At 69.5% G+C, this 22,180-nt stretch carries 18 protein-coding genes and 6 tRNA genes; 13 read left to right on the forward strand and 11 right to left on the reverse strand.

The window, feature by feature from the left end:
• The first annotated feature begins 14 nt into the window (after positions 1–14).
• Positions 15–1,082 (forward strand): phosphoribosylformylglycinamidine cyclo-ligase, encoded by a 1,068-nt coding sequence (gene purM, locus ACIBCK_RS31895; protein ID WP_399395876.1) that lies wholly within the window; start codon positions 15–17, stop codon positions 1,080–1,082.
• A 150-nt stretch (positions 1,083–1,232) separates the two neighbouring features.
• Here purM and ACIBCK_RS31900 read toward each other — a convergent pair whose 3' ends face one another.
• Together ACIBCK_RS31900 and ACIBCK_RS31905 are read right to left on the reverse strand one after the other, a co-directional pair.
• Positions 1,233–1,487 carry a DUF3073 domain-containing protein gene (locus ACIBCK_RS31900; protein WP_399395878.1) on the reverse strand — a complete coding sequence of 85 codons (255 nt, stop codon included), beginning with the start codon at positions 1,485–1,487 and terminating at the stop codon, positions 1,233–1,235.
• A 290-nt stretch (positions 1,488–1,777) separates the two neighbouring features.
• Complete coding sequence (locus tag ACIBCK_RS31905) at positions 1,778–2,860, reverse strand: Leu/Phe/Val dehydrogenase (protein WP_399395880.1); 1,083 nt, start codon at positions 2,858–2,860, stop codon at positions 1,778–1,780.
• Between the two features lie 209 nt (positions 2,861–3,069).
• On the opposite strand from ACIBCK_RS31905, the gene ACIBCK_RS31910 reads away from it, so the two are divergent.
• Entirely contained in the window at positions 3,070–3,948 is an 879-nt protein-coding gene (locus ACIBCK_RS31910; protein WP_399395882.1) for a hypothetical protein, read from the forward strand.
• A gap of 488 nt (positions 3,949–4,436) precedes the next feature.
• Entirely contained in the window at positions 4,437–4,643 is a 207-nt protein-coding gene (gene bldC / locus ACIBCK_RS31915) for a developmental transcriptional regulator BldC (protein WP_003949541.1), read from the forward strand.
• A gap of 523 nt (positions 4,644–5,166) precedes the next feature.
• Here the strand turns inward: bldC and ACIBCK_RS31920 are convergent.
• The 3 genes from ACIBCK_RS31920 to hrpA form a co-directional block, all read right to left on the reverse strand.
• A complete protein-coding gene (locus ACIBCK_RS31920) occupies positions 5,167–5,376 on the reverse strand; it encodes a DUF6274 family protein (protein WP_399395884.1) in 210 nt (69 codons plus the stop codon).
• Positions 5,377–5,509: 133 nt separating this feature from the next.
• Positions 5,510–5,584 (reverse strand) — tRNA-Asp (locus tag ACIBCK_RS31925).
• 95 nt (positions 5,585–5,679) lie between these two features.
• Positions 5,680–9,624 (reverse strand): ATP-dependent RNA helicase HrpA, encoded by a 3,945-nt coding sequence (gene hrpA / locus ACIBCK_RS31930; RefSeq protein WP_399395886.1) that lies wholly within the window; start codon positions 9,622–9,624, stop codon positions 5,680–5,682.
• 84 nt (positions 9,625–9,708) lie between these two features.
• Between hrpA and ACIBCK_RS31935 the strand changes: the two genes are divergently transcribed.
• From ACIBCK_RS31935 to ACIBCK_RS31950, 4 genes are read left to right on the forward strand one after another with little or no spacing between them, the layout of a single operon-like run.
• Positions 9,709–10,071 carry a hypothetical protein gene (locus tag ACIBCK_RS31935; protein ID WP_399395887.1) on the forward strand — a complete coding sequence of 121 codons (363 nt, stop codon included), beginning with the start codon at positions 9,709–9,711 and terminating at the stop codon, positions 10,069–10,071.
• A 55-nt stretch (positions 10,072–10,126) separates the two neighbouring features.
• Entirely contained in the window at positions 10,127–10,885 is a 759-nt protein-coding gene (locus tag ACIBCK_RS31940) for a DsbA family protein (RefSeq protein ID WP_399395889.1), read from the forward strand.
• Positions 10,882–11,739: a cytochrome c biogenesis CcdA family protein gene (locus ACIBCK_RS31945; RefSeq protein ID WP_399395891.1), complete on the forward strand. Its 858-nt coding sequence runs from the start codon at positions 10,882–10,884 to the stop codon at positions 11,737–11,739. The genes ACIBCK_RS31940 and ACIBCK_RS31945 overlap by 4 nt, the downstream gene beginning before the upstream one ends.
• 30 nt (positions 11,740–11,769) lie before the next feature.
• Positions 11,770–12,873: an ABC transporter permease gene (locus tag ACIBCK_RS31950; RefSeq protein ID WP_399395893.1), complete on the forward strand. Its 1,104-nt coding sequence runs from the start codon at positions 11,770–11,772 to the stop codon at positions 12,871–12,873.
• A gap of 64 nt (positions 12,874–12,937) precedes the next feature.
• On the opposite strand, the gene ACIBCK_RS31955 is transcribed toward ACIBCK_RS31950, so the two are convergent.
• Positions 12,938–13,011 (reverse strand) — tRNA-Phe (locus ACIBCK_RS31955).
• 24 nt (positions 13,012–13,035) lie between these two features.
• Positions 13,036–13,110 (reverse strand) — tRNA-Asp (locus tag ACIBCK_RS31960).
• A gap of 168 nt (positions 13,111–13,278) precedes the next feature.
• Between ACIBCK_RS31960 and ACIBCK_RS31965 the strand changes: the two genes are divergently transcribed.
• Together ACIBCK_RS31965 and ACIBCK_RS31970 are read left to right on the forward strand one after the other, a co-directional pair.
• Positions 13,279–13,818: a cysteine hydrolase family protein gene (locus tag ACIBCK_RS31965; protein ID WP_399395894.1), complete on the forward strand. Its 540-nt coding sequence runs from the start codon at positions 13,279–13,281 to the stop codon at positions 13,816–13,818.
• Entirely contained in the window at positions 13,815–14,729 is a 915-nt protein-coding gene (locus ACIBCK_RS31970; RefSeq protein ID WP_399395896.1) for a GlxA family transcriptional regulator, read from the forward strand. The genes ACIBCK_RS31965 and ACIBCK_RS31970 overlap by 4 nt, the downstream gene beginning before the upstream one ends.
• Positions 14,730–14,802: 73 nt before the next feature.
• Here the strand turns inward: ACIBCK_RS31970 and ACIBCK_RS31975 are convergent.
• The 4 genes from ACIBCK_RS31975 to ACIBCK_RS31990 all read right to left on the reverse strand — a co-directional run bounded on the left by ACIBCK_RS31975 (position 14,803) and on the right by ACIBCK_RS31990 (position 16,728).
• Positions 14,803–14,876: transfer RNA gene (locus tag ACIBCK_RS31975), tRNA-Phe, on the reverse strand.
• A 24-nt stretch (positions 14,877–14,900) separates the two neighbouring features.
• A tRNA-Asp gene (locus ACIBCK_RS31980) sits at positions 14,901–14,975 on the reverse strand.
• 44 nt (positions 14,976–15,019) lie between these two features.
• Positions 15,020–15,092 (reverse strand) — tRNA-Glu (locus tag ACIBCK_RS31985).
• 79 nt (positions 15,093–15,171) lie between these two features.
• The gene (locus tag ACIBCK_RS31990; RefSeq protein ID WP_399395898.1) at positions 15,172–16,728 is read right to left on the reverse strand and encodes a metallophosphoesterase; all 1,557 of its coding nucleotides are present in this window, start codon (positions 16,726–16,728) and stop codon (positions 15,172–15,174) included.
• A 66-nt stretch (positions 16,729–16,794) separates the two neighbouring features.
• Between ACIBCK_RS31990 and ACIBCK_RS31995 the strand changes: the two genes are divergently transcribed.
• The 4 genes from ACIBCK_RS31995 to ACIBCK_RS32010 all read left to right on the forward strand — a co-directional run bounded on the left by ACIBCK_RS31995 (position 16,795) and on the right by ACIBCK_RS32010 (position 22,111).
• Positions 16,795–17,145, forward strand: coding sequence for a metallopeptidase family protein (locus ACIBCK_RS31995; RefSeq protein WP_399395900.1), 351 nt, complete (start codon positions 16,795–16,797; stop codon positions 17,143–17,145).
• A gap of 99 nt (positions 17,146–17,244) precedes the next feature.
• Complete coding sequence (locus ACIBCK_RS32000) at positions 17,245–17,811, forward strand: hypothetical protein (protein ID WP_399395902.1); 567 nt, start codon at positions 17,245–17,247, stop codon at positions 17,809–17,811.
• Between the two features lie 288 nt (positions 17,812–18,099).
• The gene (locus ACIBCK_RS32005; protein WP_399395903.1) at positions 18,100–20,439 is read left to right on the forward strand and encodes a DEAD/DEAH box helicase; all 2,340 of its coding nucleotides are present in this window, start codon (positions 18,100–18,102) and stop codon (positions 20,437–20,439) included.
• A gap of 124 nt (positions 20,440–20,563) precedes the next feature.
• A complete protein-coding gene (locus tag ACIBCK_RS32010) occupies positions 20,564–22,111 on the forward strand; it encodes an amino acid permease (RefSeq protein ID WP_399395906.1) in 1,548 nt (515 codons plus the stop codon).
• Positions 22,112–22,180: the final 69 nt, after the last annotated feature.

Below are 22,180 nucleotides of genomic sequence, written 5' to 3' on the forward strand. Positions count from 1 at the left end.
AGTTCTCACCCCACATGTCTGAGACCACTGGTGCCAGCTACGCCTCCGCAGGCGTCGACATCGAAGCGGGCGACCGCGCCGTCGAGCTGATGAAGGAGTGGGTGAAGAAGACGAAGCGCCCCGAGGTCCTCGGTGGCATCGGCGGCTTCGCCGGACTCTTCGACGCCTCCGCCCTCAAGCGCTTCGAGCGCCCCCTGCTCGCCTCCGCCACCGACGGCGTCGGCACGAAGGTCGACATCGCCCGCCAGCTCGGCGTGTACGACACCATCGGGCACGACCTGGTCGCGATGGTCATGGACGACATCGTGGTGTGCGGCGCCGAGCCGCTCTTCATGACCGACTACATCTGTGTCGGCAAGGTCCACCCCGAGCGTGTCGCGGCCATCGTGAAGGGCATCGCCGAAGGCTGCGTGCTCGCGGGCTGCGCCCTCATCGGCGGCGAGACCGCCGAGCACCCCGGCCTGCTCGGCCCCGACGACTTCGACGTCGCGGGCGCCGGCACCGGAGCGGTCGAGGCCGACCGTGTCCTTGGCCCCGATCGCATCCGTAAGGGTGACGCGGTCATCGCCATGGCGGCCTCCGGCCTTCACTCGAACGGGTACTCGCTCGTCCGGCATGTGGTCTTCGACCGTGCGGGCTGGTCCCTGGACCGCCAGGTCGAGGAGTTCGGCCGCACGCTCGGCGAGGAGCTCCTGGAGCCCACCAAGATCTACTCCCTGGACTGCCTGGCGCTCACCCGCACCACGGACGTCCACGCCTTCAGCCACATCACGGGCGGCGGCCTCGCGGCGAACCTGGGCCGGGTCATCCCGGACGGTCTGCACGCGATCGTCGACCGTGAGACGTGGACGCCCGGCGCGGTCTTCGACGTGGTCGGAAAGGCGGGCCAGGTCGAGCGCCTGGAGCTGGAGAAGACGCTGAACATGGGCGTCGGCATGATGGCGATCGTCCCCGAGGAGTCCGCCGACGCGGCCCTCGCGACCCTCGCGGACCGCGGTGTGGACGCCTGGATCGCCGGTGAGATCACCGAGCGCGGCGACCACGCCGAGGGCGCGGCACTGATCGGTACATATTCAAATTAAATGCGCCGCGAAGTAGGCCGGTGAGGGCGCCCGTGCGGCACTCCTCCGAGCAGCACAAAACCCGGTCCGGCGTGGTGACCACCCCGGACCGGGTGAAGTGCAGTTGCTACGAGAACTGCGAATACTGCAGGTGCTGCGAAAGCAACGAGGTCAAGCGCCGCGGCGCTGCGACGAAGGACCGGACTCGTCGGCAGAGTCGTCGTCCTCGTCGTTATACCGATCCGCGTACTGGGCGTACGGGTCGTCTTCCTCGTCGTCGTCCTCGAACGGCTCGCCATTCGGCGGCTGTTGCGAAGTCGAAGCGCCCAGCTCATTGGCCAGACGCGAGAGGTCAGTCCCGCCGCTGCTGTACTTCAGCTGGCGGGCGACCTTCGTCTGCTTGGCCTTTGCCCGGCCGCGCCCCATGGCTCGACCCCCTCGGATATGGGGCTTGGTGACCCCAGAGTCTTGACACGCGTTCATGATCAGGAACGGGCTCTCCGTGGAGAGGCCGGTCCGTAGGGCTTCCACGGTACCTGCTCCTGCGGCCATACGGTACGTCGCCCGCAGGACGCGCCTCGGCGCAGAACCCGCGAGGAGCCCTGTCCTCGCTGGTCAACTGCGATTTTAACCTCTTCTTGCCGGGCGACCCGCCGACGGGGGTGAGTCTTGTCTCTCGCGCACGTCGGCAGGGCCCTTTCACGGCGCTTCACAGGTCAGCGGAGGCGGGCCTCCGCCATCCGCTGCTCGGCGATCCTGTCGGCCGCCGCGGCCGGCGGAATGCCGTCTTCCTTCGCACGAGCGAATATGGCAAGAGTGGTGTCGAAGATCTTCGACGCCTTCGCCTTGCACCGGTCGAAGTCGAAGCCGTGCAGCTCGTCGGCAACCTGGATCACGCCGCCGGCATTCACCACGTAGTCGGGCGCGTAGAGGATCCCGCGGTCGGCGAGGTCCTTCTCCACGCCCGGGTGCTCCAGCTGGTTGTTGGCGGCGCCGCAGACCACCGTGGCGGTGAGTACCGGGACGGACGTGTCGTTCAGGGCGCCGCCCAGCGCGCAGGGGGCGTACACGTCGAGGCCCTCGACCCGGATCAGCGCCTCGGTGTCGGCGACTGCCGTCACGGAGGGGTGCTTGTGGATGATCCGGTTCACGGACTCCTCGCGCACATCGGTGATCACGACCTCGGCGCCGTCCTCCAGGAGGTGCTCCACGAGGTGGTGGCCGACCTTGCCGACGCCCGCGACACCGACCTTGCGGCCGCGCAGCGTCGAGACGTCCCACAGGTGCATGGCGGAGGCGCGCATGCCCTGGAAGACGCCGTAGGCGGTGAGCACGGAGGAGTCACCGGCGCCGCCGTTCTCGGGGGAGCGTCCGGTCGTCCAGCGGCACTCCCGGGCGACGACGTCCATGTCCGCCACGTACGTACCGACGTCGCACGCGGTCACGTAGCGGCCGCCGAGCGAGGCCACGAAGCGGCCGTAGGCGAGGAGCAGCTCCTCGCTCTTGATCCGCTCCGGGTCGCCGATGATCACGGCCTTGCCGCCGCCGTGGTCGAGACCGGCCATGGCGTTCTTGTACGACATCCCGCGGGCGAGGTTCAGCGCGTCGGCGACGGCCGCTTCCTCGCTCGCGTACGGATAGAAGCGGGTGCCGCCGAGGGCCGGGCCCAGGGCGGTGGAGTGGATGGCGATGACGGCCTTGAGGCCGCTGGCACGGTCCTGGCAGAGCACTACTTGCTCATGGCCTCCCTGCTCCGAGTGGAACAGGGTGTGCAGGACGCCGTTGTCTGCTTCGGTCACTGTGGTGACTCCCGGTCAAGTGGCGGCGGTCGGGCGGGCTCCCGTGCGGGTGGCGGGGGTCCGATGGGCATGAGACTAGAGCCTGTGAGAACCCGGTGGCCGCGCAGTGCCGAGGATCACCCTCTCGCGGCTCACCAGAACGACGGTTGAGTTCGGCCATGGCACGATTTGCAGTGTTTTCCAGCCGGTACGCGGGGGAGGGAGCAGCCGTGCCCAAGGTGTCTTCGTTGGTCGTCCCCTACGCGTCCTACTTGCGCGTCTATGAGCCTCTCGCCGCTTTCCCGGAGCCCGAGCGCGGCCACTGGGCGCGCTACGCGCGTCGCACCGACCGCCCCTCGTACCAGGACGAACTGAGGCGCTCCCTGGCCGACTTGCTGCCGACTCCGCCGGTGCCCGTCCCGGTGCACGAGAGCAGCGACGCGTTCGTGGTGGAGGCCGACGGAGTGGTGTGCGTCTGCCCCTGGCGCACCCGGCTGCGCGGCTGGCAGGCCCTGGGGGAGCTGCCGGGGCAGCTGCCGACGCCGGTCCTCGACGCGGTCCTGCCGCCGGTGCTGCGCCGCCAGACGGCCGCGGACTACGAGCGGTGGCTCGTCAGGAACCCCGACGCGCGCCCCTGGATCCGTACGTCGACGTGGCAGGTGCCGCTGAGCTGGTTCGTGCTCGTCGCGGACGCGGAGCGGCAGTTCGAGAAGGGGTACGAGGAGCGGGGCGAGGGCGCCGAGGAAGCCGATGCGGCGGTCTGCGCGCCCGTCCTGCGCTACCGGACGCCGATGGTGCAGGCGCGGCGCCGCGTGGCCCGCGGGCTCAGGACGCTGCGGGACACCCTGGACGACGGGCCGCTCATCGACGGGCTCACGGACGTGGGCCGGTGGCTGGAGGAGTTCCATCCGCGCTCCCTGGTCGAGCTCGACTACGGCGGGCTCGTGCACGCGCTGTCCGAGGAGCAGCTCGACGAGGACCACTCGGCGGCGGACGTGGCGGAGGGAATCGAGGCGCTGCGCAACGGCGACGGCGAGGGTGCCGGCGAGGCGTATGCGAGGCTCATGGAGCGATGGAGGGCGGTCCGGGACCGTCAGTTCTCGAACTGAGCGTCAACGGGCTGCCGGTGGTTCATCCCTACGCGGCGCCTACACGGGACGTAGGTCCCGATCCGGGCTTTTGTGTCAAGCGTGACGGACCGCACTTACTGGGCCCTTGCGCCCAACACCCCTCCTCGTGCCAAAATAGGACAAGGAGTCCGGGGAGGGCTCCTTCCGTCCATGTAAGGGCGGAATACTCAGCATTGCACGCTATGGGGGGTCTGTTGACTCCTGATCGCTCTGTGACTGATCGTCACTGTGGCGTGACTGTCCGCTATGGCATGGTCCATCGGCTTCCGTCGCTGATAGACACCTGGGAGGGCAATTCCATCGGTTTGGCCGACGTGGCTGGACGGATGGTGTAGTTGTAGTGCCGAGGACAAGCCGTTCGTCCTATAACCGACTCGACCCGCGTCCGCCATTTCGGGCAACGCGGGTCAAGGTGCAGAATTTAGAGGAATGAACCGAGAAGGTTCGGTTCTCCGAGGAGGCCGCTCATGACCGCTCGCACCCCTGATGCCGAGCCGCTGCTGACCCCGGCTGAGGTTGCCACGATGTTCCGCGTCGACCCGAAGACGGTGACGCGCTGGGCCAAGGCTGGCAAGCTCACGTCGATTCGCACGCTCGGCGGGCATCGCCGTTACCGCGAGGCCGAGGTCCGCGCACTGCTCGCGGGTATCCCGCAGCAGCGCAGCGAGGCCTGATCCACCGCAAAACCGCAGTAATCCGCAGTAACCGCAGTACTCGGACGAAGAGCACGACCGCTGCCGGGTCCCCCAACCCGTCCGCAACGTCCGACCTCTAGCTACACACGACGCGGGTCCCGCCCCAACGGGCCCCACGCCTGAGCCTCATGGGTGAGTCGTTTCGATCGCGCTGGACTCCGCCGGGTCCAGCGCGATCTTTTTTGTGCGCTCGGAAGGCGCTGGTGAGCGCAGCTGTGAGCGGGCTTGTTGGTCTCTGGGGAGAGTCTCTCCACTCACTGGGAGGAGCCTCTCCAGTCTCCGAGGGGGAGCCTCTCCCGGTGGTGCAATTGCACATATTAAATTGACCTGTTGTAGGACGGGTGTAAGTTCCGGGGTTTCAAAAAGTCCTTCGGTGACACCCGTCACACGACGACACTCTTGTTGCCACCGATGTACCTGGGCTAGAGAAGCCGCCGGAATCGCGTTCCGCGCCCACGAGTTCAGCCTCCCACCCCGGAGGTGGGTCGCGGGTCGGCTTTGGTCATGCCTTGGGGGGACTTTCGTCCTCGGTCGCCTCGCAGCCGCCCTCGCAGCCACTCTGGGTGGCGGGCGAGGCCTCCAGGGCGAGCCGCTCGAGGCGGTGGCAGATCGGGCAGTGCCGGGTCACGTGGCGATAGCTGGTCGCCGCGGAGAGGTGAGCGCGCAGCAGGGCGCGTATCTCGTGCCGTGCGGACGCCGCCGAAGCCGTCATACGCCACCTCCCGCTGGGGAGCGGTCCCGCCCGTTCCCTGATGTCTGGGTACCGGCGGAATGTGACGCAGTCAAGATGCGGGGAACGACAACGGGCCGCATCCCCAAGGGATGCGGCCCATTGTCATCAACTGCGGTCCTGACGGGATTTGAACCCGCGGCCTCCACCTTGACAGGGTGGCGAGCACTCCAAACTGCTCCACAGGACCTTGCTTTGCGGCGCTCAGTACTGCGTTGCGCTGCGAGACAGGACTCTACAGCAGCGCAGGCCCGGCGGTCGAACTCACCCAGGGTGTATGGGCGATCACGGCGCGGCCGCGTCGATCGCCTTCACGATCCGCTTGTCCGAGACGGGGTACGCCGTGCCGAGCGCGTGCGCGAAGTAACTGACACGGAGCTCCTCCAGCATCCATCGGATGTCCAGGACCTCCTGGGGGGCGGGGCGGCCCTGCGGGAGCTGCTCCAGGAGCCAGGCGTACTCGTCCTGCATCTCGTGGACCTTCTCCATGCGCGAGGTGTCCCGCTGCACGTTCGTCGGCATCTGCTGGAGCCGGCGGTCGGCGGCCACCATGTAGCGCATCAGGTCCGCCAGGCGGCGGATCCCGGTGGCCGTGACGAAGCCGGGGCCGATGAGGGCGTCCAACTGTTCCCGTACGTCCGTGAGGTTGGGCAGCAGCGTCGGGCTCTTCGTCGACTTCAGGCGGCGCTCGCAGGCCTGCCAGGCGGCGAGGACCTGCTGGACCTGGCTCACCGTGCGGACCGTCGTGTCCACGATCTCGGCGCGCACCTTCTCGTACAGCTTGCGGTAGGACTCCTCGTCCCAGGCGGGACCGCCGAAGTCGCCGATCAGTTTGTCGGCCGCCGCCATCGCGCAGTCCGCGAAGAGCGCCTGGATGGACCCGTGCGGATTCGCGGATAGGGCGATCTTCTGGGCGTTGGTCAGCTTGTCCGAGGCGAACTTGGCCGGATTCACCGGGATGTTGCGCAGGATCAGGCGGCGCGTTCCCTTCCACATCGCCTGTTGCTGCTCGGCCTCGGTGTCGAAGAGGCGTACGGAGACGGTGTCGCCGTCGTCCACCAGGGCCGGATACGCCTTCACCGGCTGGCCCGCGCGACGCGTCTCGAAGACGCGGCTGAGGGAGCCGATGGACCAGTCCGTGAGCCCGGAGCGCTCGACCGCCGAGCCACCCGTCTTCTCGGCCGTCGCGGCAGCCGCCTGGGAGAGCGCCTTGCGGGCTTTGGGCCGCAGCTGGAGCTTGAGCGCCTCCAGGTCCTTGTCCTCGGAGAGCTTTTTGCGCCGCTCGTCGGTGATCCGGAAGGTGATCTTCAGGTGGTCCGGTACGCGCGTGAGGTCGAAGTCGTCCGGTGAGACGGGGACGCCGACCATCCGCTGGAGCTCCCGCGCGAGCGTCACGTGCAGCGGCTCCTGGAGGGGGACCGCCCGCTCCAGGAACGCCTTCGCGTAGTTCGGGGCGGGGACGTAATGCCGGCGGATCGGCTTGGGTAGGGAGCGGATCAGCTCGATCACGACCTCCTCGCGCAGGCCGGGGATCTGCCAGTCGAAGCCGTCCGCCGTGACCTGGTTCAGGACCTGGAGCGGCACGTGGACCGTGACGCCGTCCGCGTCCGCGCCCGGCTCGAACTGGTACGTCACCTTGAACTTGAGCGGCCCCTGGCGCCACGTATCGGGGTAGTCGTCCTTCGAGACGTCGCCCGCGCGCTCGTTGATGAGCATCGAACGCTCGAAGTCGAGCAGTTCGGGCTCCTCGCGCTGCTTCTTCTTCCACCACGAGTCGAAGTGCGCCCCGGACACGACGTCCTCGGGCACCCGCTGGTCGTAGAAGTCGAAGAGCGTCTCGTCGTCGACGAGGATGTCGCGGCGCCGCGCGCGGTGTTCGAGCTCCTCCACCTCGGTGAGGAGGCGGCGGTTGGCGGCGAAGAACTTGTGGTGCGTGCGCCAGTCGCCCTCGACGAGCGCGTTGCGGATGAACAGGTCGCGGGAGACCTCGGCGTCGATGCGGCCGTAGTTCACCTTGCGCTGGGCGATGATCGGGACGCCGTACAGCGTCACCTTCTCGTACGCCATCACGGCCGCCGCGTCCTTCTCCCAGTGCGGCTCGCTGTATGTGCGCTTGAGCAGATGCTGGGCGAGCGGCTCGACCCACTCGGGCTCGATCTTCGCGTTGACGCGCGCCCAGAGGCGCGAGGTCTCCACCAGCTCCGCGGACATGATGAAACGCGGGGGCTTCTTGAAGAGGGCCGAGCCGGGGAAGACGGCGAACTTCGCCGAACGGGCGCCCAGATACTCGTTCTTCGCGCCCTCCTTCACGTCCTTCATCCCGATGTGGGAGAGCAGCCCGGCGAGCAGGGAGATGTGCACCTGCTGCTCGGGGGCGTCGTCCTCGTTGAGGTGGATGCCCATCTGCTTGGCGACCGTGCGCAGCTGCGTGTAGATGTCCTGCCACTCGCGGATGCGCAGGAAGTTGAGGTACTCCGACTTGCACATCCGGCGGAACGAGGACGAGCCGCGCTCCTTCTGCTGCTCGCGGACGTACCGCCACATGTTGAGGAAGGCCAGGAAGTCGGAGGTCTCGTCCTTGAAGCGGGCGTGCTGCTGGTCGGCCTGCGTCTGCTTCTCGGCGGGGCGCTCGCGCGGGTCCTGGATGGAGAGCGCGGCGGCGATCACCATGACCTCGCGTACGCAGCCGTTCTTGTCGGCCTCAAGGACCATGCGGGCCAGGCGCGGGTCGACGGGGAGCTGGCTGAGCTTGCGGCCCTGCTCGGTGAGGCGCTTCTTCGGGTCCTTCTGCGAGGGGTCCAGCGCGCCCAGTTCCTGGAGGAGCTGGACGCCGTCGCGGATGTTGCGGTGGTCCGGCGGGTCGATGAAAGGGAACTTCTCGATCTCGCCGAGACCGGCCGCGGTCATCTGCAGGATGACGCTCGCCAGGTTCGTACGGAGGATCTCCGCGTCGGTGAACTCGGGGCGTGCGACGAAGTCGTCCTCCGAGTAGAGGCGGATGCAGATGCCGTCCGACGTACGCCCGCAGCGGCCCTTGCGCTGGTTGGCGCTCGCCTGGCTGATCGCCTCGATGGGAAGGCGCTGCACCTTCGTACGGTGGCTGTAGCGGGAGATGCGGGCCGTGCCCGGGTCGATGACGTACTTGATGCCCGGGACGGTCAGGGAGGTCTCGGCGACGTTCGTCGCGAGAACGATCCTGCGGCCTGTGTGCTGCTGGAACACGCGGTGCTGCTCGGCGTGCGAAAGGCGGGCGTAGAGGGGAAGGACTTCCGTGAAGCGGTAGTTCTTCTTGTTCAGGGCGTCCGCCGTGTCGCGGATCTCGCGCTCTCCGGAGAGGAAGACGAGGATGTCGCCCTTGCCCTCGCCCTGGAGCTCCTCGACGGCGTCCGTGATCGCGGTGATCTGGTCGCGGTCGGAGTCTTCGGAGTCCTCTTCGAGGAGCGGGCGATAACGCACCTCGACGGGGTACGTACGGCCGCTGACCTCGACGATCGGGGCGTCCCCGAAGTGTCTGGAGAACCGCTCGGGGTCGATGGTCGCCGAGGTGATGACGACCTTCAGGTCCGGGCGCTTGGGCAGCAGCTGGGCGAGATAGCCGAGCAGGAAGTCGATGTTCAGGGACCGCTCGTGGGCCTCGTCGATGATGATCGTGTCGTACGCGCGCAGCTCACGGTCCGTCTGGATCTCGGCCAGCAGGATGCCGTCCGTCATCAGCTTCACGTACGTGGCGTCCGGATTGACCTGGTCCGTGAAGCGGACCTTCCAGCCGACGGCCTCGCCGAGCGGGGTCTTCAGCTCGTCGGCCACGCGCTCGGCCACCGTGCGGGCCGCGATACGGCGCGGCTGCGTATGGCCGATCATGCCGCGGACGCCACGGCCGAGCTCCATGCAGATCTTGGGGATCTGGGTCGTCTTGCCGGAGCCCGTCTCGCCCGCGACGATCACGACCTGGTGGTCGCGTATCGCGGCGGCGATGTCGTCCTTCTTCTGGCTGACCGGGAGTTCTTGCGGATACGTGATCTCGGGCAGACGGCTGCCCCGCTCGGCCATCCGCGCCGCGGCCTTGTCGACGTCCGCCGCGATCTCGGCGAGGACGGCGGCACGGGCTTCGGGCTTGCGGATCCGGCGTGCACCCTCGAGGCGGCGGCCGATCCGGTGCTCGTCGCGCAGCGACAGCTCGGACAGGCGCGGGGCGAGGGTGTCGAGGGTGAGGGCAGGCTGCGTAGACATAACGGCGTCCAGGATCTCACCCGCCGCTCGGAGGTGGCGAACCGATTTCTCCGGCGGGGCGTCCGGGCACGTACGATTCCGGGCATGTCGTCCCGTGCGCGTGCGTCGTGGTGCCCCCTCCTCGGGGTGCTGCTCGTCGTGCTCGGGGCGTTCTGCGCGCCCGCGGTGGCCGCGGAACCCGTCGCGAAGCCCACCGTGTCGGTGCAGGCCGACGCGTCCGCAGGGGCGCCCGGCTGCGGCAAGGGCGGTCAGCAGGACGCCGGTCAGGTCCCCGCGGCCCCGCCGCGCTCCAGTTCGGCGTACGAGCTGCTGCCCGCCCTGCATCAGGCCCACGCGGCTTCCGGCGCCTGGGGGCTCGGCCAGACGGTGCCCGCTCTGACACCGGAGCGCGGGCCGCCGCCACTCGCACCGCCCACTCCGATAGATCTCTCGATCCTGCGCGTGTAGAGGCCCCCGCCCGGGGCCCCTTCAACGACGTACAGGAACGAGAGAGAACTCCCTGATGCCCAAGAGCGACAACAGCAAAAAGAAGAAGAACATCGCCATCGGCGCCGCCGTGGCCCTCGCGGCCCTGCTGCTCGGCGCCGCTTCCTACAGCGCCACCAAGCCCGACGAGCCCTCTTCCGTCACCGCGAAGGAGGAGCCGGCCGCGGACGTGTCCGCCGACCCGCAGGCCGGGGTCTACCCCGAGTTGGCCGAGCTCGCCCGGCGCGAGGCCAAGGACCCCCTCGCCCAGGGGCGCAAGGACGCGCCGGTCGTGCTCATCGAGTACGCCGACTTCAAGTGCGGCTACTGCGGGAAGTTCGCCCGCGACACCGAGCCCGGCCTCGTGAAGAAGTACGTCGAGGACGGCACCCTGCGCATCGAGTGGCGCAACTTCCCGATCTTCGGCGCGGACTCCGAGTCGGCGGCGCGGGGCGCGTGGGCCGCCGGCCAGCAGGGGCGCTTCTGGCAGTTCCACGCGGCGGCGTACGCCGACGGCGCCAAGGAGAAGGGCTTCGGCGGCGACCGCCTGAAGGAGCTCGCGAAGCAGGCCGGGGTCAAGCACATCGGCCGCTTCTCGGACGACGCGGGCAGCGCCGCCGCCAAGGCGGCCGTGAAGAAGGACCAGGAGGAGGCGTACGGCCTGGGCGCCACGTCGACTCCGTCCTTCCTGGTCAACGGGCGGCCCATCTCCGGGGCGCAGCCGGACGAGGTCTTCGACCAGGCGATCGAGCAGGCCGCGAAGAGCGCGAAGCCGTCCGGGGCGGGTGACAAGTGACCGCCGACGTCGGCTACTTCGCGGCCTTCCTCGGTGGTCTCCTCGCCCTGATCAGCCCGTGCAGCGCGCTGCTCCTCCCCGCCTTCTTCGCGTACTCGATCGACTCGACCTCACGGCTGCTCGCACGCACCGGCATCTTCTACGCCGGTCTCGCGACGACCCTCGTGCCGCTGGGGGCGGCGGGCTCGGTGGCCGGGCGGTTCTTCTTCGGGCACCGGGACCAGCTGGTGCTCGTCGCCGGGTGGCTGATCATCGCGCTCGGCGTGCTGCAGGTCGTGGGCATGGGCTTCGCCTCGCGGAAGATGGCCGAGCTGTCGGGCCGCATCCGGCCGACGACGGCGGTGTCCGTGTACGCGCTGGGCGCGGTCTACGGGCTCGCAGGCTTCTGCGCGGGGCCGATCCTCGGCAGCGTCCTTACCGTGGCGGCGGTGAGCGGAAGTCCCGTCTACGGGGGGCTGCTGCTCGCCGTCTACGCCCTGGGGATGGCCGTACCGCTGTTCGTCCTCGCGCTGCTCTGGGAGCGGTTCGACCTGGGGCGGCGCAGGTGGCTGCGGGGGCGCGCCTTCCGTCTCGGCCGCTTCGAGCTGCATACGACCTCGCTCCTGTCGGGCCTCTTCTTCGTGGCCCTGGGCGCCCTCTTCCTTGCGTACGACGGGACCACCGCGCTGCCGGGTCTGCTCGACGTGGACGACTCGTTTGCCGTGGAGCGGTGGGCCGGGAACGTGGGCCGGGCCGTGCCGGACTCGGTGCTGCTGGTCGGTGTGGTGGCGCTGGTGGGCGCCGGGTCCGCGGTGCGGGCGTGGCGCAAGAGGTCCGGTGGGGGGAGTGGGCCGGTCGAGGCCGAGCAGGGGTGAGTCCGTTTTCGGTGTTTTAGCCTGGTTCGTATGTCTGATTCGGGTGACCGCGAAGAACACCGGCACGGCTCTCACGGCGCCCATGGGGCCCATGGGAGGGCGCCCAGCGGGCGCGAGCGGTGGGGAGCGTTCAAGGACTCGCCCTTCCTGCCCGCGGTCGTCCTGGTGTTCATCCTGGCGGCGGCCGCGGGGCTCTTCGCGGGCTCGTACACCTTCTCCATGGCGAACCCGACCCCGCACCGCATCCCCACCGCGGTGGTAGGCGCCCAGGAGGCCACGCGGGGCAAGGCGTTCCTCGACGGCATGGAGAAGGCGCTGAACGCGTCGCTGGAGCTGCACGAGTACGACAGTGTGGCCGCGGCGCGCACCGGCGTGGAGGAGCAGAAGGTCTTCGCGATCCTCGCCGCCAGGTCCGGGGACAAGGTGACGTTCGACGTCTCCGGCGCGTCCGGGGCGTCGGTCGCTCAGGTCCTGGCGGAGACGGCGCCGAAGGTGGGCAAGAAGGTGGGGGTGCCGGTGACCGTGCAGGACATCAAGCCCCTCCAGGAGGGCGACCCGCGGGGCCTCGCGATCTTCTACATCTCGCTGGCCGCGGTGATCATCGGCTTCGTCGGGGCGATCCAGCTGAGCGTGCACGCGCGCGGGCTGAACCCGGCGGAACGGATCGCCTTCACCATCCTCTACGCGCTGCTCGGCGGGTTCGTCATCGCGGCGGTGGTGGACTGGTGGCTGGGGGCGGTGGACCTGCCGTTCGTCGAGTCGTGGCTGATCCTGGCGCTGACGATGTTCGCGTCGGGCATGGTCTTCACGATGTTCAACACCCTGTTCGGCCGCTGGGCGATGATCCCGACATGGGGCCTGATGGTCCTGCTCGGCAACCCGTCATCGGGCGGCGCGGTCTCCTGGCCCCTGCTCCCGTCGGCCCTCGGCCACATCGGACGCTGGCTCCCGCCCGGGGCGTCGGTGAACGCGCAGCACACGGCGGTGTACTTCGGCAACCACCAGCACGCGTTCCCGTTCCTGGTCCTGGCGGCATGGGCGGTGGTGGCCTCCGCGATCTTCTGGGTCTGGCGCCACCGCCACCCCGGAGGCCGAGAAAAGCCCGCGGCGCATGCGGCGGCGCCGGCGGGATGAGCCCCCGGAGCCCTGGGGAACGCCGAAGGCCCCGTCCTTTCACCGGACGGGGCCTTCGAAGAGGTGGCTGGGGCCGGGATCGAACCGGCGACCTATCGCTTTTCAGGCGATCGCTCGTACCAACTGAGCTACCCAGCCACGCGATCCGCGTGGAATCGCAAGCGGTCCTGACGGGATTTGAACCCGCGGCCTCCACCTTGACAGGGTGGCGAGCACTCCAAACTGCTCCACAGGACCAAGCGTTGTGCGAGCACCAGTCTCGCACAAGGTGTTGCGTGTCCCCAACGGATTCGAACCCGCAGTCGTCGCCGGAGCGGATGCCGACGGCTTCATGACCAGATCGTTCCGCTTGTGGCCCCGATCGTGCCTGTCGGCCGGGGATGTCGGCTGGTCAGACTGGTGAACATGAATCGCGCGCTGTTGGTCATCGATGTCCAGGAATCCTTCCGAGCCCGACCGCTGTGGGAGCAGATCGCCCATCCCGGCATCAGCGAGCCCGTGAACCGGCTGGTCCGGCTGGCGCGGGCCAACGGAGACCTGGTGGTGTGGGTGCTGCATACGGAGCCCGGCAGCGGGGGCGTGTTCGACCCGGCTCTGGGACACGTCCGGCTCCTTGACGAGCTGGAGCGGCCGGCTGCCGGCGAGCCGGTGCTCCACAAGACCGCGCACAACGCCTTCACGACCACCGACCTCCAGCGCCGGTTGACCGAGGCCGGGGTCGGCGAGCTCTGGGTGTGCGGCATCCGCACCGAGCAGTGCGTGGAGACCACGGCGCGGCTCGCCAGTGATCTGGGCTACGAGGTCGTCTTCGTACCCGAGGCGACCACGACCAATCCGATCGGGGACCTCAGCGCCGAGATGATCATCGAACGCACCCAGGCCGTGCTGCGTGACCGTTTCGCCCGCATCGCCACCGTGGACGAACTGGCAGCATCGCCGGAATGACGCACGTTGTCTTCGTCCTGCTCCCCGAGGTCCACCTGCTCGACCTGGCCGGTCCGGCCCAGGTGTTCAGCACGGCGGACGAACTCGGCCGTCCGTACACGTTCAGCTATGTGTCCGAGCAGGAACAGGTTCCCAGCGCCCAGGGCCTCGTGCTCTCCGCTCAGCGGCACTGGCCTGAGCTGTGTGCGGACGATCTGGTGGTGGTCCCGGGGTGGCGGGCGCCCAACGTGCGGGAGGCCGCCGTCAGTTCGGTGACTCTGGAGCGGCTGCGTGCCCATCACGCTGCGGGCGGCACAGTCGCCAGCGTGTGCGTCGGAGCGCAGATTCTGGGCCAGGCCGGCCTGCTGGACGGCCGGCGCTGCACTACCCACCATCAGCTCCAGGACGAGTTCGCCGCCCGCCATCCGCGGGCGACCGTGATGCGTGACGTGCTGTTCACGGCCGACGAGAGAGTGGTGACCTCGGCGGGTATCGCCAGCGGCATCGACCTGGCCCTGCACCTGCTCGCCACCCGGCACGGCCCGGGTCTCGCCGCCAAGGCGGCCAGGGAGATGGTGGTCTACGCCCGCCGCAACGGCCACGAACCCCAGGACAGCGCCATGCTGCGCCATCGCAACCACCTCGACGATCACGTCCACCGTGTGCAGGACCTGATCGACGTCCACTACGTCGAGGCACTCCCCCTGGGGCGTCTCGCCACCCACGCGGGCGTGAGCCCTCGCACCCTTACCCGCCAGTTCACGGCGGCCACCGGCGGTATGACGCCCCTGCGCTATCAACAGGCGCTGCGCATGGAACGAGCGGAACACCTCATCGGGCATGGCTCGACGATCGAGTCCGCGGCCCGCGAAGTCGGGTTCGATGACGCGCGCATGCTCCGCCGGCTCCGCAACCGCCCCTCCACCCGATAGGCACAAGCCGGTGGGCGCTGGGCCGCACAACGAAACGTCCCGGACAGTGACTGTCCGGGACGTTTCATCGAAGTGGCTGGGGCCGGGATCGAACCGGCGACCTATCGCTTTTCAGGCGATCGCTCGTACCAACTGAGCTACCCAGCCACGCGATCCGCGTGGAATCGCAAGCGGTCCTGACGGGATTTGAACCCGCGGCCTCCACCTTGACAGGGTGGCGAGCACTCCAAACTGCTCCACAGGACCAACTGCACGTACGCGAATGAATCCGCATACGCACTGGTTTTGCGTGCCCCCAACGGGATTCGAACCCGTGCTACCGCCTTGAAAGGGCGGCGTCCTGGGCCACTAGACGATGAGGGCTAAGGGCCCACCTGGGCGCTTTGCAGCGCGTCGGGGACGTGAGAAGCATATGGGATGCGGGGAGCTATCGCCAAAACGGTTATCGGGGGGCCCGGGAACCGCTCCCCGGCGAGCGGTCGGCGGCCGGCGGCGAGGGCGTCGCTCCCGGCTGGTTCTCCTTCGGCAGATGGCGGCTGACCTCCGCCTTCGTCAGGCCGAGACCGCCCAGTTTGATCTCGTCCCAGGCCTGGAGGCGCCGGGTGTCACGGTCCAGGTAGAGGACGGACGTCTCGACCGGATCGGGGTACTTGCCCTCCACCGCCCGCAGCCCGCTGCCGCCCGTCGACCCCTCGATGCGCAGACGGGTCCCGCCGTCCATGACCTCCATCTCCGAACGGTGGACGTGGCCCGCGAGGACGAGCGGCACCTCGCCGTCCGTCTCGCGCGCGGCGTCGGGGTTGTGCGCCACGGCGATGTCCACGGGAGTGCCCGCGCCCTGCTGGTCGCGCAGGGCCGACGCGAGGCGGATGCCCGCCATCTCCTCGACGGGCTTGCCCTCCGCCGCGACCGAGCGGTCCGGGGTGTACTGCGGATCGCCCGTGCCGGCGAACCGCAGGCCCGCCACCGACACGGCTTTGCCCTCGTCCAGGACGTGGACGTCCTTCATGCGCTGGAGGTAGCGCTGGGTCGTGTGGGAGTCGTGGTTGCCCCTGACCCAGACGTAAGGGGCGCCCAGGTCCTCGATCGGGTCCAGGAAGGCGTTCTCGGCGGCGCTTCCGTGGTCCATCGTGTCGCCGGAGTCGACGATGACGTTGATGTCGTACTGCTCGACAAGCGAGGCGATGATCTTCCAGCTCGCCGGGTTGAGGTGGATGTCCGAGACGTGCAGGACGCGGATCGTGGACGGGTCCGGCTGGTACGCGGGGAGCGTCGATGTCGCGTCGTACAGCTTCGTCACGTTGGTGACGAGGCGTGCCAACTCCTGCTGGTACACGTCGAATTCGCTCACGATGCTGCGGGCGTTGCCGACCACCGAGGGTGCGCTGCTGAGGAGGCCGGAGAACTTCGGCTCCAGGACGGACTTCGGGTTCCACGTCGCGTACGCCGCCGCGCCCGACGCCGCGAGCAGGGCCAGGGCGAGGCCGCCTGCCGCGAGGGCCCGGCGCGGGCGCCGGTAGACCGCGAGGCCGAGCGCCGTGGCGCCCGCGACGACGGCGGCGCAGGAGCGTACGGCCAGGTCGAGGGTGCCGTGCCCAACGTCCTTCGCCACCTCGTCCTGGAGGCCGGAGATCCGCTCCGGGTGGTCGACCAGGGCCTGGGCGCGGACCGGGTCCAGGCGGTCCACGTCCACGTCCAGGCGGATGGGCGCGACGTGCGAGCGCAGTTCGAGGGCGCCGAGCGGCGATACGTCGATCTTCGTGCCGCCGGTGAGCGAGGGGCGCAGCGTCATCCGGGTGTCCATCGGCCCCACCGGCGCGTGCACGCTGCCGACGATCAGCAGGCCGAGCCAGGCGCCGAACAGGACGACCGCGACCAGGCCTACGGCGCGGCCGTAGGGATGCGGAGGGTGGATGAGCTCGCCGACGGGGCGGGGGTGGCGGGACCGGTAGTGGCGTAGGAGGGCGGCGGGCGCTCGGAAGTCGCGAAGCCGGACCATTGGGGCCGTATGCCCATGGGGAGGGGCGGCTATGCGGGGCCGTGGCTGACGGCTGACAATGGGGGCGTGCTGGAGATGACGCGGGATGAGTTCGAGGAACTGGTCGCCGAGGCGCTCGACCGGATTCCTCCCGAGTTGACGCGGTTGATGGACAACGTGGCGGTCTTCGTGGAGGACGAACCGCCGGCCGAGGACCCGGAGCTTCTCGGGCTCTACGAGGGAACGCCCCTGACGGACCGGGGCGAGTGGTACGCGGGAGTGCTGCCCGACCGGATCACCATCTACCGCGGGCCGACGCTGCGTATGTGCGAGTCGCGCGAGGACGTGGTCGCGGAGACCGAGATCACGGTGGTGCACGAAGTCGCACATCACTTCGGGATCGACGACGAGCGCCTGCACGCCCTGGGGTACGGCTGACGGCGGGCGGTGGCTCCGTTCACCGGTCCGTGTCCTCTTGCGGGGCAAGGGAGTTGGGTAGGGCGTCCCCGCTTCTCAGCGCCTCGGAGGTGCTCGGCCGTGCGCCAGTTGTACGTTCCTGTCCGGTGGACCGCGGCGGCAGTGGCCGTCCTGGCGACCGCGGGCTGCATGAGCATCGGCGACGACGGGGGCGGTGAGCCGGGACCCGCGCGGTCCGCTGGCGACCGCAGCGCTGCGGCCGCTCCGGACGGGAGTGACGCGCCGGGCGGCGGTTCCGCCGGTGGCGGCGGAGGCGACCGTAACGACGCCAAGGGCGGCAAGGGCGGCAAGAAGGGCAAGGGGAAGAGCAAGGGCAAGGGGGGCGCGGACCAGCAGGGCGAGTCCGGCTCCGGCGCCGCCCGCGCTTCCGCGTCCGCGTCCGGCGGTGGCGGCGACCCCGCCCCGCCGACGAAGGACGGGCGGCCCACCCCCACGCGTACGAAGCCCGCCCCGCCGCGCCCCACGCCGACGCCCGACCCCCCGAAGCCGACGCCCACGCCGACCCCCGAGCCCACTCCGGAGCCCTCGTCGTCGGCGCACGAGCCGCCGAAGCAGGACGCGCAGCTGGGGGAGCGGTCGGAGGGGCTCAGGTCGCGCGAACCGTCACCGGAGGCGGGGCCCGCTTAGGACGGGGTCGGTCGAGTCCGGCCGACTGTCCGAAAACCCGCTTCGTCGCAGGTGAGGCAAGCTGTAAGGGGTGGAATCGAAGGCGCCCCGGAGGGTGCGGTTTGCCTTCTGGGGGGGTGGGTGCGTATGGTGGTAGATCGTTTGATCCCATTTGCCCGGCGCCGAAAAAGAAGAGCGCCGCGTGGCGCGTACTCTCCCTTGCCGTGGCTGACCGCATCGAGGCGGTCCATTGCGAAATCACGGAGTTGACGGGCGCGTGCCGAGACTCCGGAAGGTTTCGCATTTCGCATGTCCATTTCTCATTCTGACCACGCCGTCCTGCCCGAGAACGAGACGACCGACGAGCTGACGGCTGAGGCCGTCGTCGAGGTCGTCGAGACCGTTCAGGCCGCGGACGTCGTGGAAGCCGCCGAGCAGGTCATCGAGACCGAGGCGGCCGACGAGGCCGACGAGGCCGACACAGCCGCCGAAGAAGCTCCGGCCGGCCCCACCTTCGGTGACCTCGGGCTGCCCGAGGGCATCGTCCGCAAGCTCGCCCAGAACGGCGTGACCGCCCCCTTCCCGATCCAGGCCGCGACCATCCCGGACGCCCTGGCCGGCAAGGACATCCTCGGCCGTGGCCGCACCGGCTCCGGCAAGACCCTCTCCTTCGGCCTGCCGATGCTGGCGACGCTGGCCTCCGAGGGCCGCACCGAGAAGAAGAAGCCCCGCGGCGTCATCCTCACGCCGACGCGTGAGCTCGCGATGCAGGTCGCGGACGCGCTCCAGCCGTACGGCGACGTGCTCGGCCTGAAGATGAAGGTCGTCTGCGGCGGTACGTCCATGGGTAACCAGATCTACGCGCTCGAGCGCGGCGTCGACATCCTCGTCGCCACGCCGGGCCGGCTGCGCGACATCATCAGCCGTGGCGCCTGCTCGCTCGAGAACACCCAGATCGCGGTGCTCGACGAGGCCGACCAGATGTCCGACCTGGGCTTCCTGCCCGAGGTCACCGAGCTGCTCGACCAGGTCCCGTCCGGCGGCCAGCGCATGCTGTTCTCGGCCACGATGGAGAACGAGATCTCCACGCTGGTCAAGCGCTACCTGAACAACCCGGTCACGCACGAGGTCGACAGCGCCCAGGGCAACGTCACGACCATGACCCACCACATCCTGATCGTGAAGCCCCGCGACAAGGCGCCCGTCACGGCCGCCATCGCCTCGCGCAAGGGCCGCACGATCATCTTCGTCCGCACCCAGCTGGGCGCGGACCGCATCGCCGAGCAGCTCTGCGAGTCCGGTGTGAAGGCCGACGCGCTGCACGGCGGCATGACGCAGGGTGCTCGTACGCGCGTTCTTGAGGACTTCAAGAAGGGCTACGTCAACGCGCTCGTCGCCACCGACGTCGCCGCGCGCGGCATCCACGTCGACGGCATCGACCTGGTCCTGAACGTGGACCCGGCCGGCGACCACAAGGACTACCTGCACCGCTCCGGCCGTACCGCTCGCGCGGGCCGCTCCGGCACGGTCGTGTCCCTCTCCCTGCCGCACCAGCGCCGTCAGATCTTCCGCCTGATGGAGGACGCGGGCGTCGACGCCTCGCGTCACATCATCAACGGCGGCGGCACCTTCGAGCCGGAGGTCGCCGAGATCACCGGCGCCCGTTCGATGACCGAGGTGCAGGCCGACTCCGCGGGCAACGCGGCGACCCAGGCCGAGCGTGAGGTCAAGGACCTCACCAAGGAGCTTGAGCGCGCGACCCGCCGCGCGACGGAGCTGCGCGAGGAGGCCTCGCGTCTCACCGCGCGTGCCGCCCGCGAGCGTGGCGACGACCCGGAGACCGCGGTCGCCGAGGCCACCGCCGCCGCCGCCGCCGAGGCCGAGGTCGAGGCCGCTGCCTCCGTCCCGGAGCAGTCGGCCGCTCCGGCCGCCCGCGAGGAGCGCCGTCCGCAGCGTGACGAGCGCGGCAACTACGAGCGTGAGCGCCGTGACGACCGCGGTGGCCGTTCCTTCGAGCGCCGTGACGACCGTTCGTCGGGTGACCGTGGCGGCTTCCGCGGCGGCGACCGTCGTGAGGGTGGCGGCTTCAACCGCGACCGCGGCAACGACAACCGTGGCGGCGGCTTCAACCGTGACCGCAACGACCGTCCCTCGGGCGGTTTCCGTGGCGGCGACCGTCGTGAGGGTGGCGACCGTGGTGGTTTCCGCGGTGGCGACCGGCGTGAGGGTGGCGGCGGCTTCAACCGTGACCGCAACGACCGTCCCTCGGGCGGCTTCCGTGGCGGCGACCGTCGTGAGGGTGGCGGCTTCAACCGCGACCGCGGCAACGACAGCCGTGGCGGCGGCTCCGGCTTCCGTCGCGACGACCGTCCCTCGGGCGACCGCGGTGGCTTCAACCGTGACCGCAACGACCGCGGTGGCTCCGGCTTCCGCCGCGACGACCGCCCCTCCGGCGGCCACCGCGGCAGCGACCGCCCGTTCAACCGCGACCGCCGCGACGACCGCCCCGCGGGCGGCTCGGGTGGCTTCCGCTCCGGCGGCCACGACCGCCCGTCGTACAACCGCAACTCGGGCACGTCCGGCACCGGAACCGGCACCGGCTCCTTCGGCCGCCGCGACGACAAGCCGCGCTGGAAGCGCAACGGCTGACACCTGCTGAACAGCTGAACCGACGGGCCCGCCCCTTCCTGGGGCGGGCCCGTCGGCGTACCCACGCGTCCCCTTTAGCGAAACGTGACGCATGTCATGTCCCTGCCGTGGGCAACGCTCGTGCATGAAACCACCACCGGGCTCACCACCCACCCCCGCGGCAAGCTCGGACGAGGAACGTCTCGCCCAGCTCGGTTACACGCAGGTTCTGGCGCGGCGTATGTCCGCGTTCTCCAACTACGCGGTTTCGTTCACGATCATCTCGGTTCTTTCCGGCTGCCTCACCATGTATCTGTTCGGCATGAACACCGGTGGGCCCGCCCTCATTACCTGGGGGTGGGTCGCGGTCGGGCTCATGACGTTGTTCGTGGGGCTCGCCATGGCGGAGATCTGTTCCGCCTATCCGACCTCCGCCGGGCTCTACTTCTGGGCGCACCGGCTTGCTCCCTCGCGCAGTGCGGCCGCTTGGGCGTGGTTCACGGGGTGGTTCAACGTGCTCGGGCAGGTCGCCGTCACCGCGGGGATCGACTTCGGCGCGGCCTCGTTCCTCGGCGCGTATCTGAATCTGCAGTTCGACTTCCAGGTCACCGAGGAGCGGACGATCCTGCTGTTCGCCGCGATCCTCGTCCTGCACGGTGTGCTCAACACCTTCGGCGTGCGCATCGTCGGGCTGCTGAACAGCGTCAGTGTGTGGTGGCACGTCGTCGGGGTCGCCGTGATCGTCGGGGCGCTCGCCTTCTCGCCCGACTCGCACCAGTCGGCTTCCTTCGTCTTCACCGAGTTCGTCAACAACACCGGGTGGGGGAGCGGGGTGTATGTCGTGCTCATCGGGCTGCTCATGGCTCAGTACACCTTCACCGGGTACGACGCCTCCGCCCACATGACCGAGGAGACCCACGACGCGTCCACCGCCGGGCCCAAGGGCATCGTCCGGTCCATCTGGACGTCCTGGATCGCGGGCTTCGTGCTGCTGCTGGGCTTCACGTTCGCCATCCAGTCGTACGACGGGGCCCGCGAGTCGGCGACGGGGGCGCCGCCCGCGCAGATCCTGCTCGACGCGCTCGGGGCGACCGCGGGCAAGCTGCTCCTGCTGGTCGTCATCGGCGCACAGCTCTTCTGCGGCATGGCGTCCGTGACCGCCAACTCCCGCATGATCTACGCCTTCTCGCGGGACGGAGCACTGCCGTTCTCGCACGTGTGGCACTCGGTCAACCCGCGTACGCGGACCCCCGTCGCGGCGGTCTGGCTCGCGGCGCTCGGCGCGCTCGTGCTCGGGCTGCCGTATCTGATCAACGTCACGGCGTACGCGGCGGTGACGTCCATCGCCGTCATCGGGCTCTACATCGCCTACGTCATCCCGACCCTCCTGCGGCTGCGCAAGGGGGAGCAATTCGAGCGCGGGCCCTGGCACTTGGGCCGCTGGTCGCGCCCGATCGGCATCGTCGCGGTGGCCTGGGTCGGCGTGATCACGGTGCTCTTCATGCTGCCGCAGGTCTCGCCGGTCACCTGGAAGACCTTCAACTACGCCCCGATCGCGGTCCTGGTCGTCCTGGGGTTCGCCGCGACCTGGTGGTTCGCCTCGGCCAGACACTGGTTCCTCAACCCGGACCACGAGCGCACGGCGGCCCGTGACGCGGCACGGAAAGGGGCACCGGACCCCGCCGATCCCTGAGCGCGGACCGCGCCTCCCAGGCCCTGCGCCGAACGCGCGACGGGCCTGGGAGGCGATACCCGATCGGAC

Origin of the sequence: Streptomyces sp. NPDC051218 (assembly GCF_044455475.1) — a bacterium.
Taxonomy (GTDB): domain Bacteria; phylum Actinomycetota; class Actinomycetes; order Streptomycetales; family Streptomycetaceae; genus Streptomyces.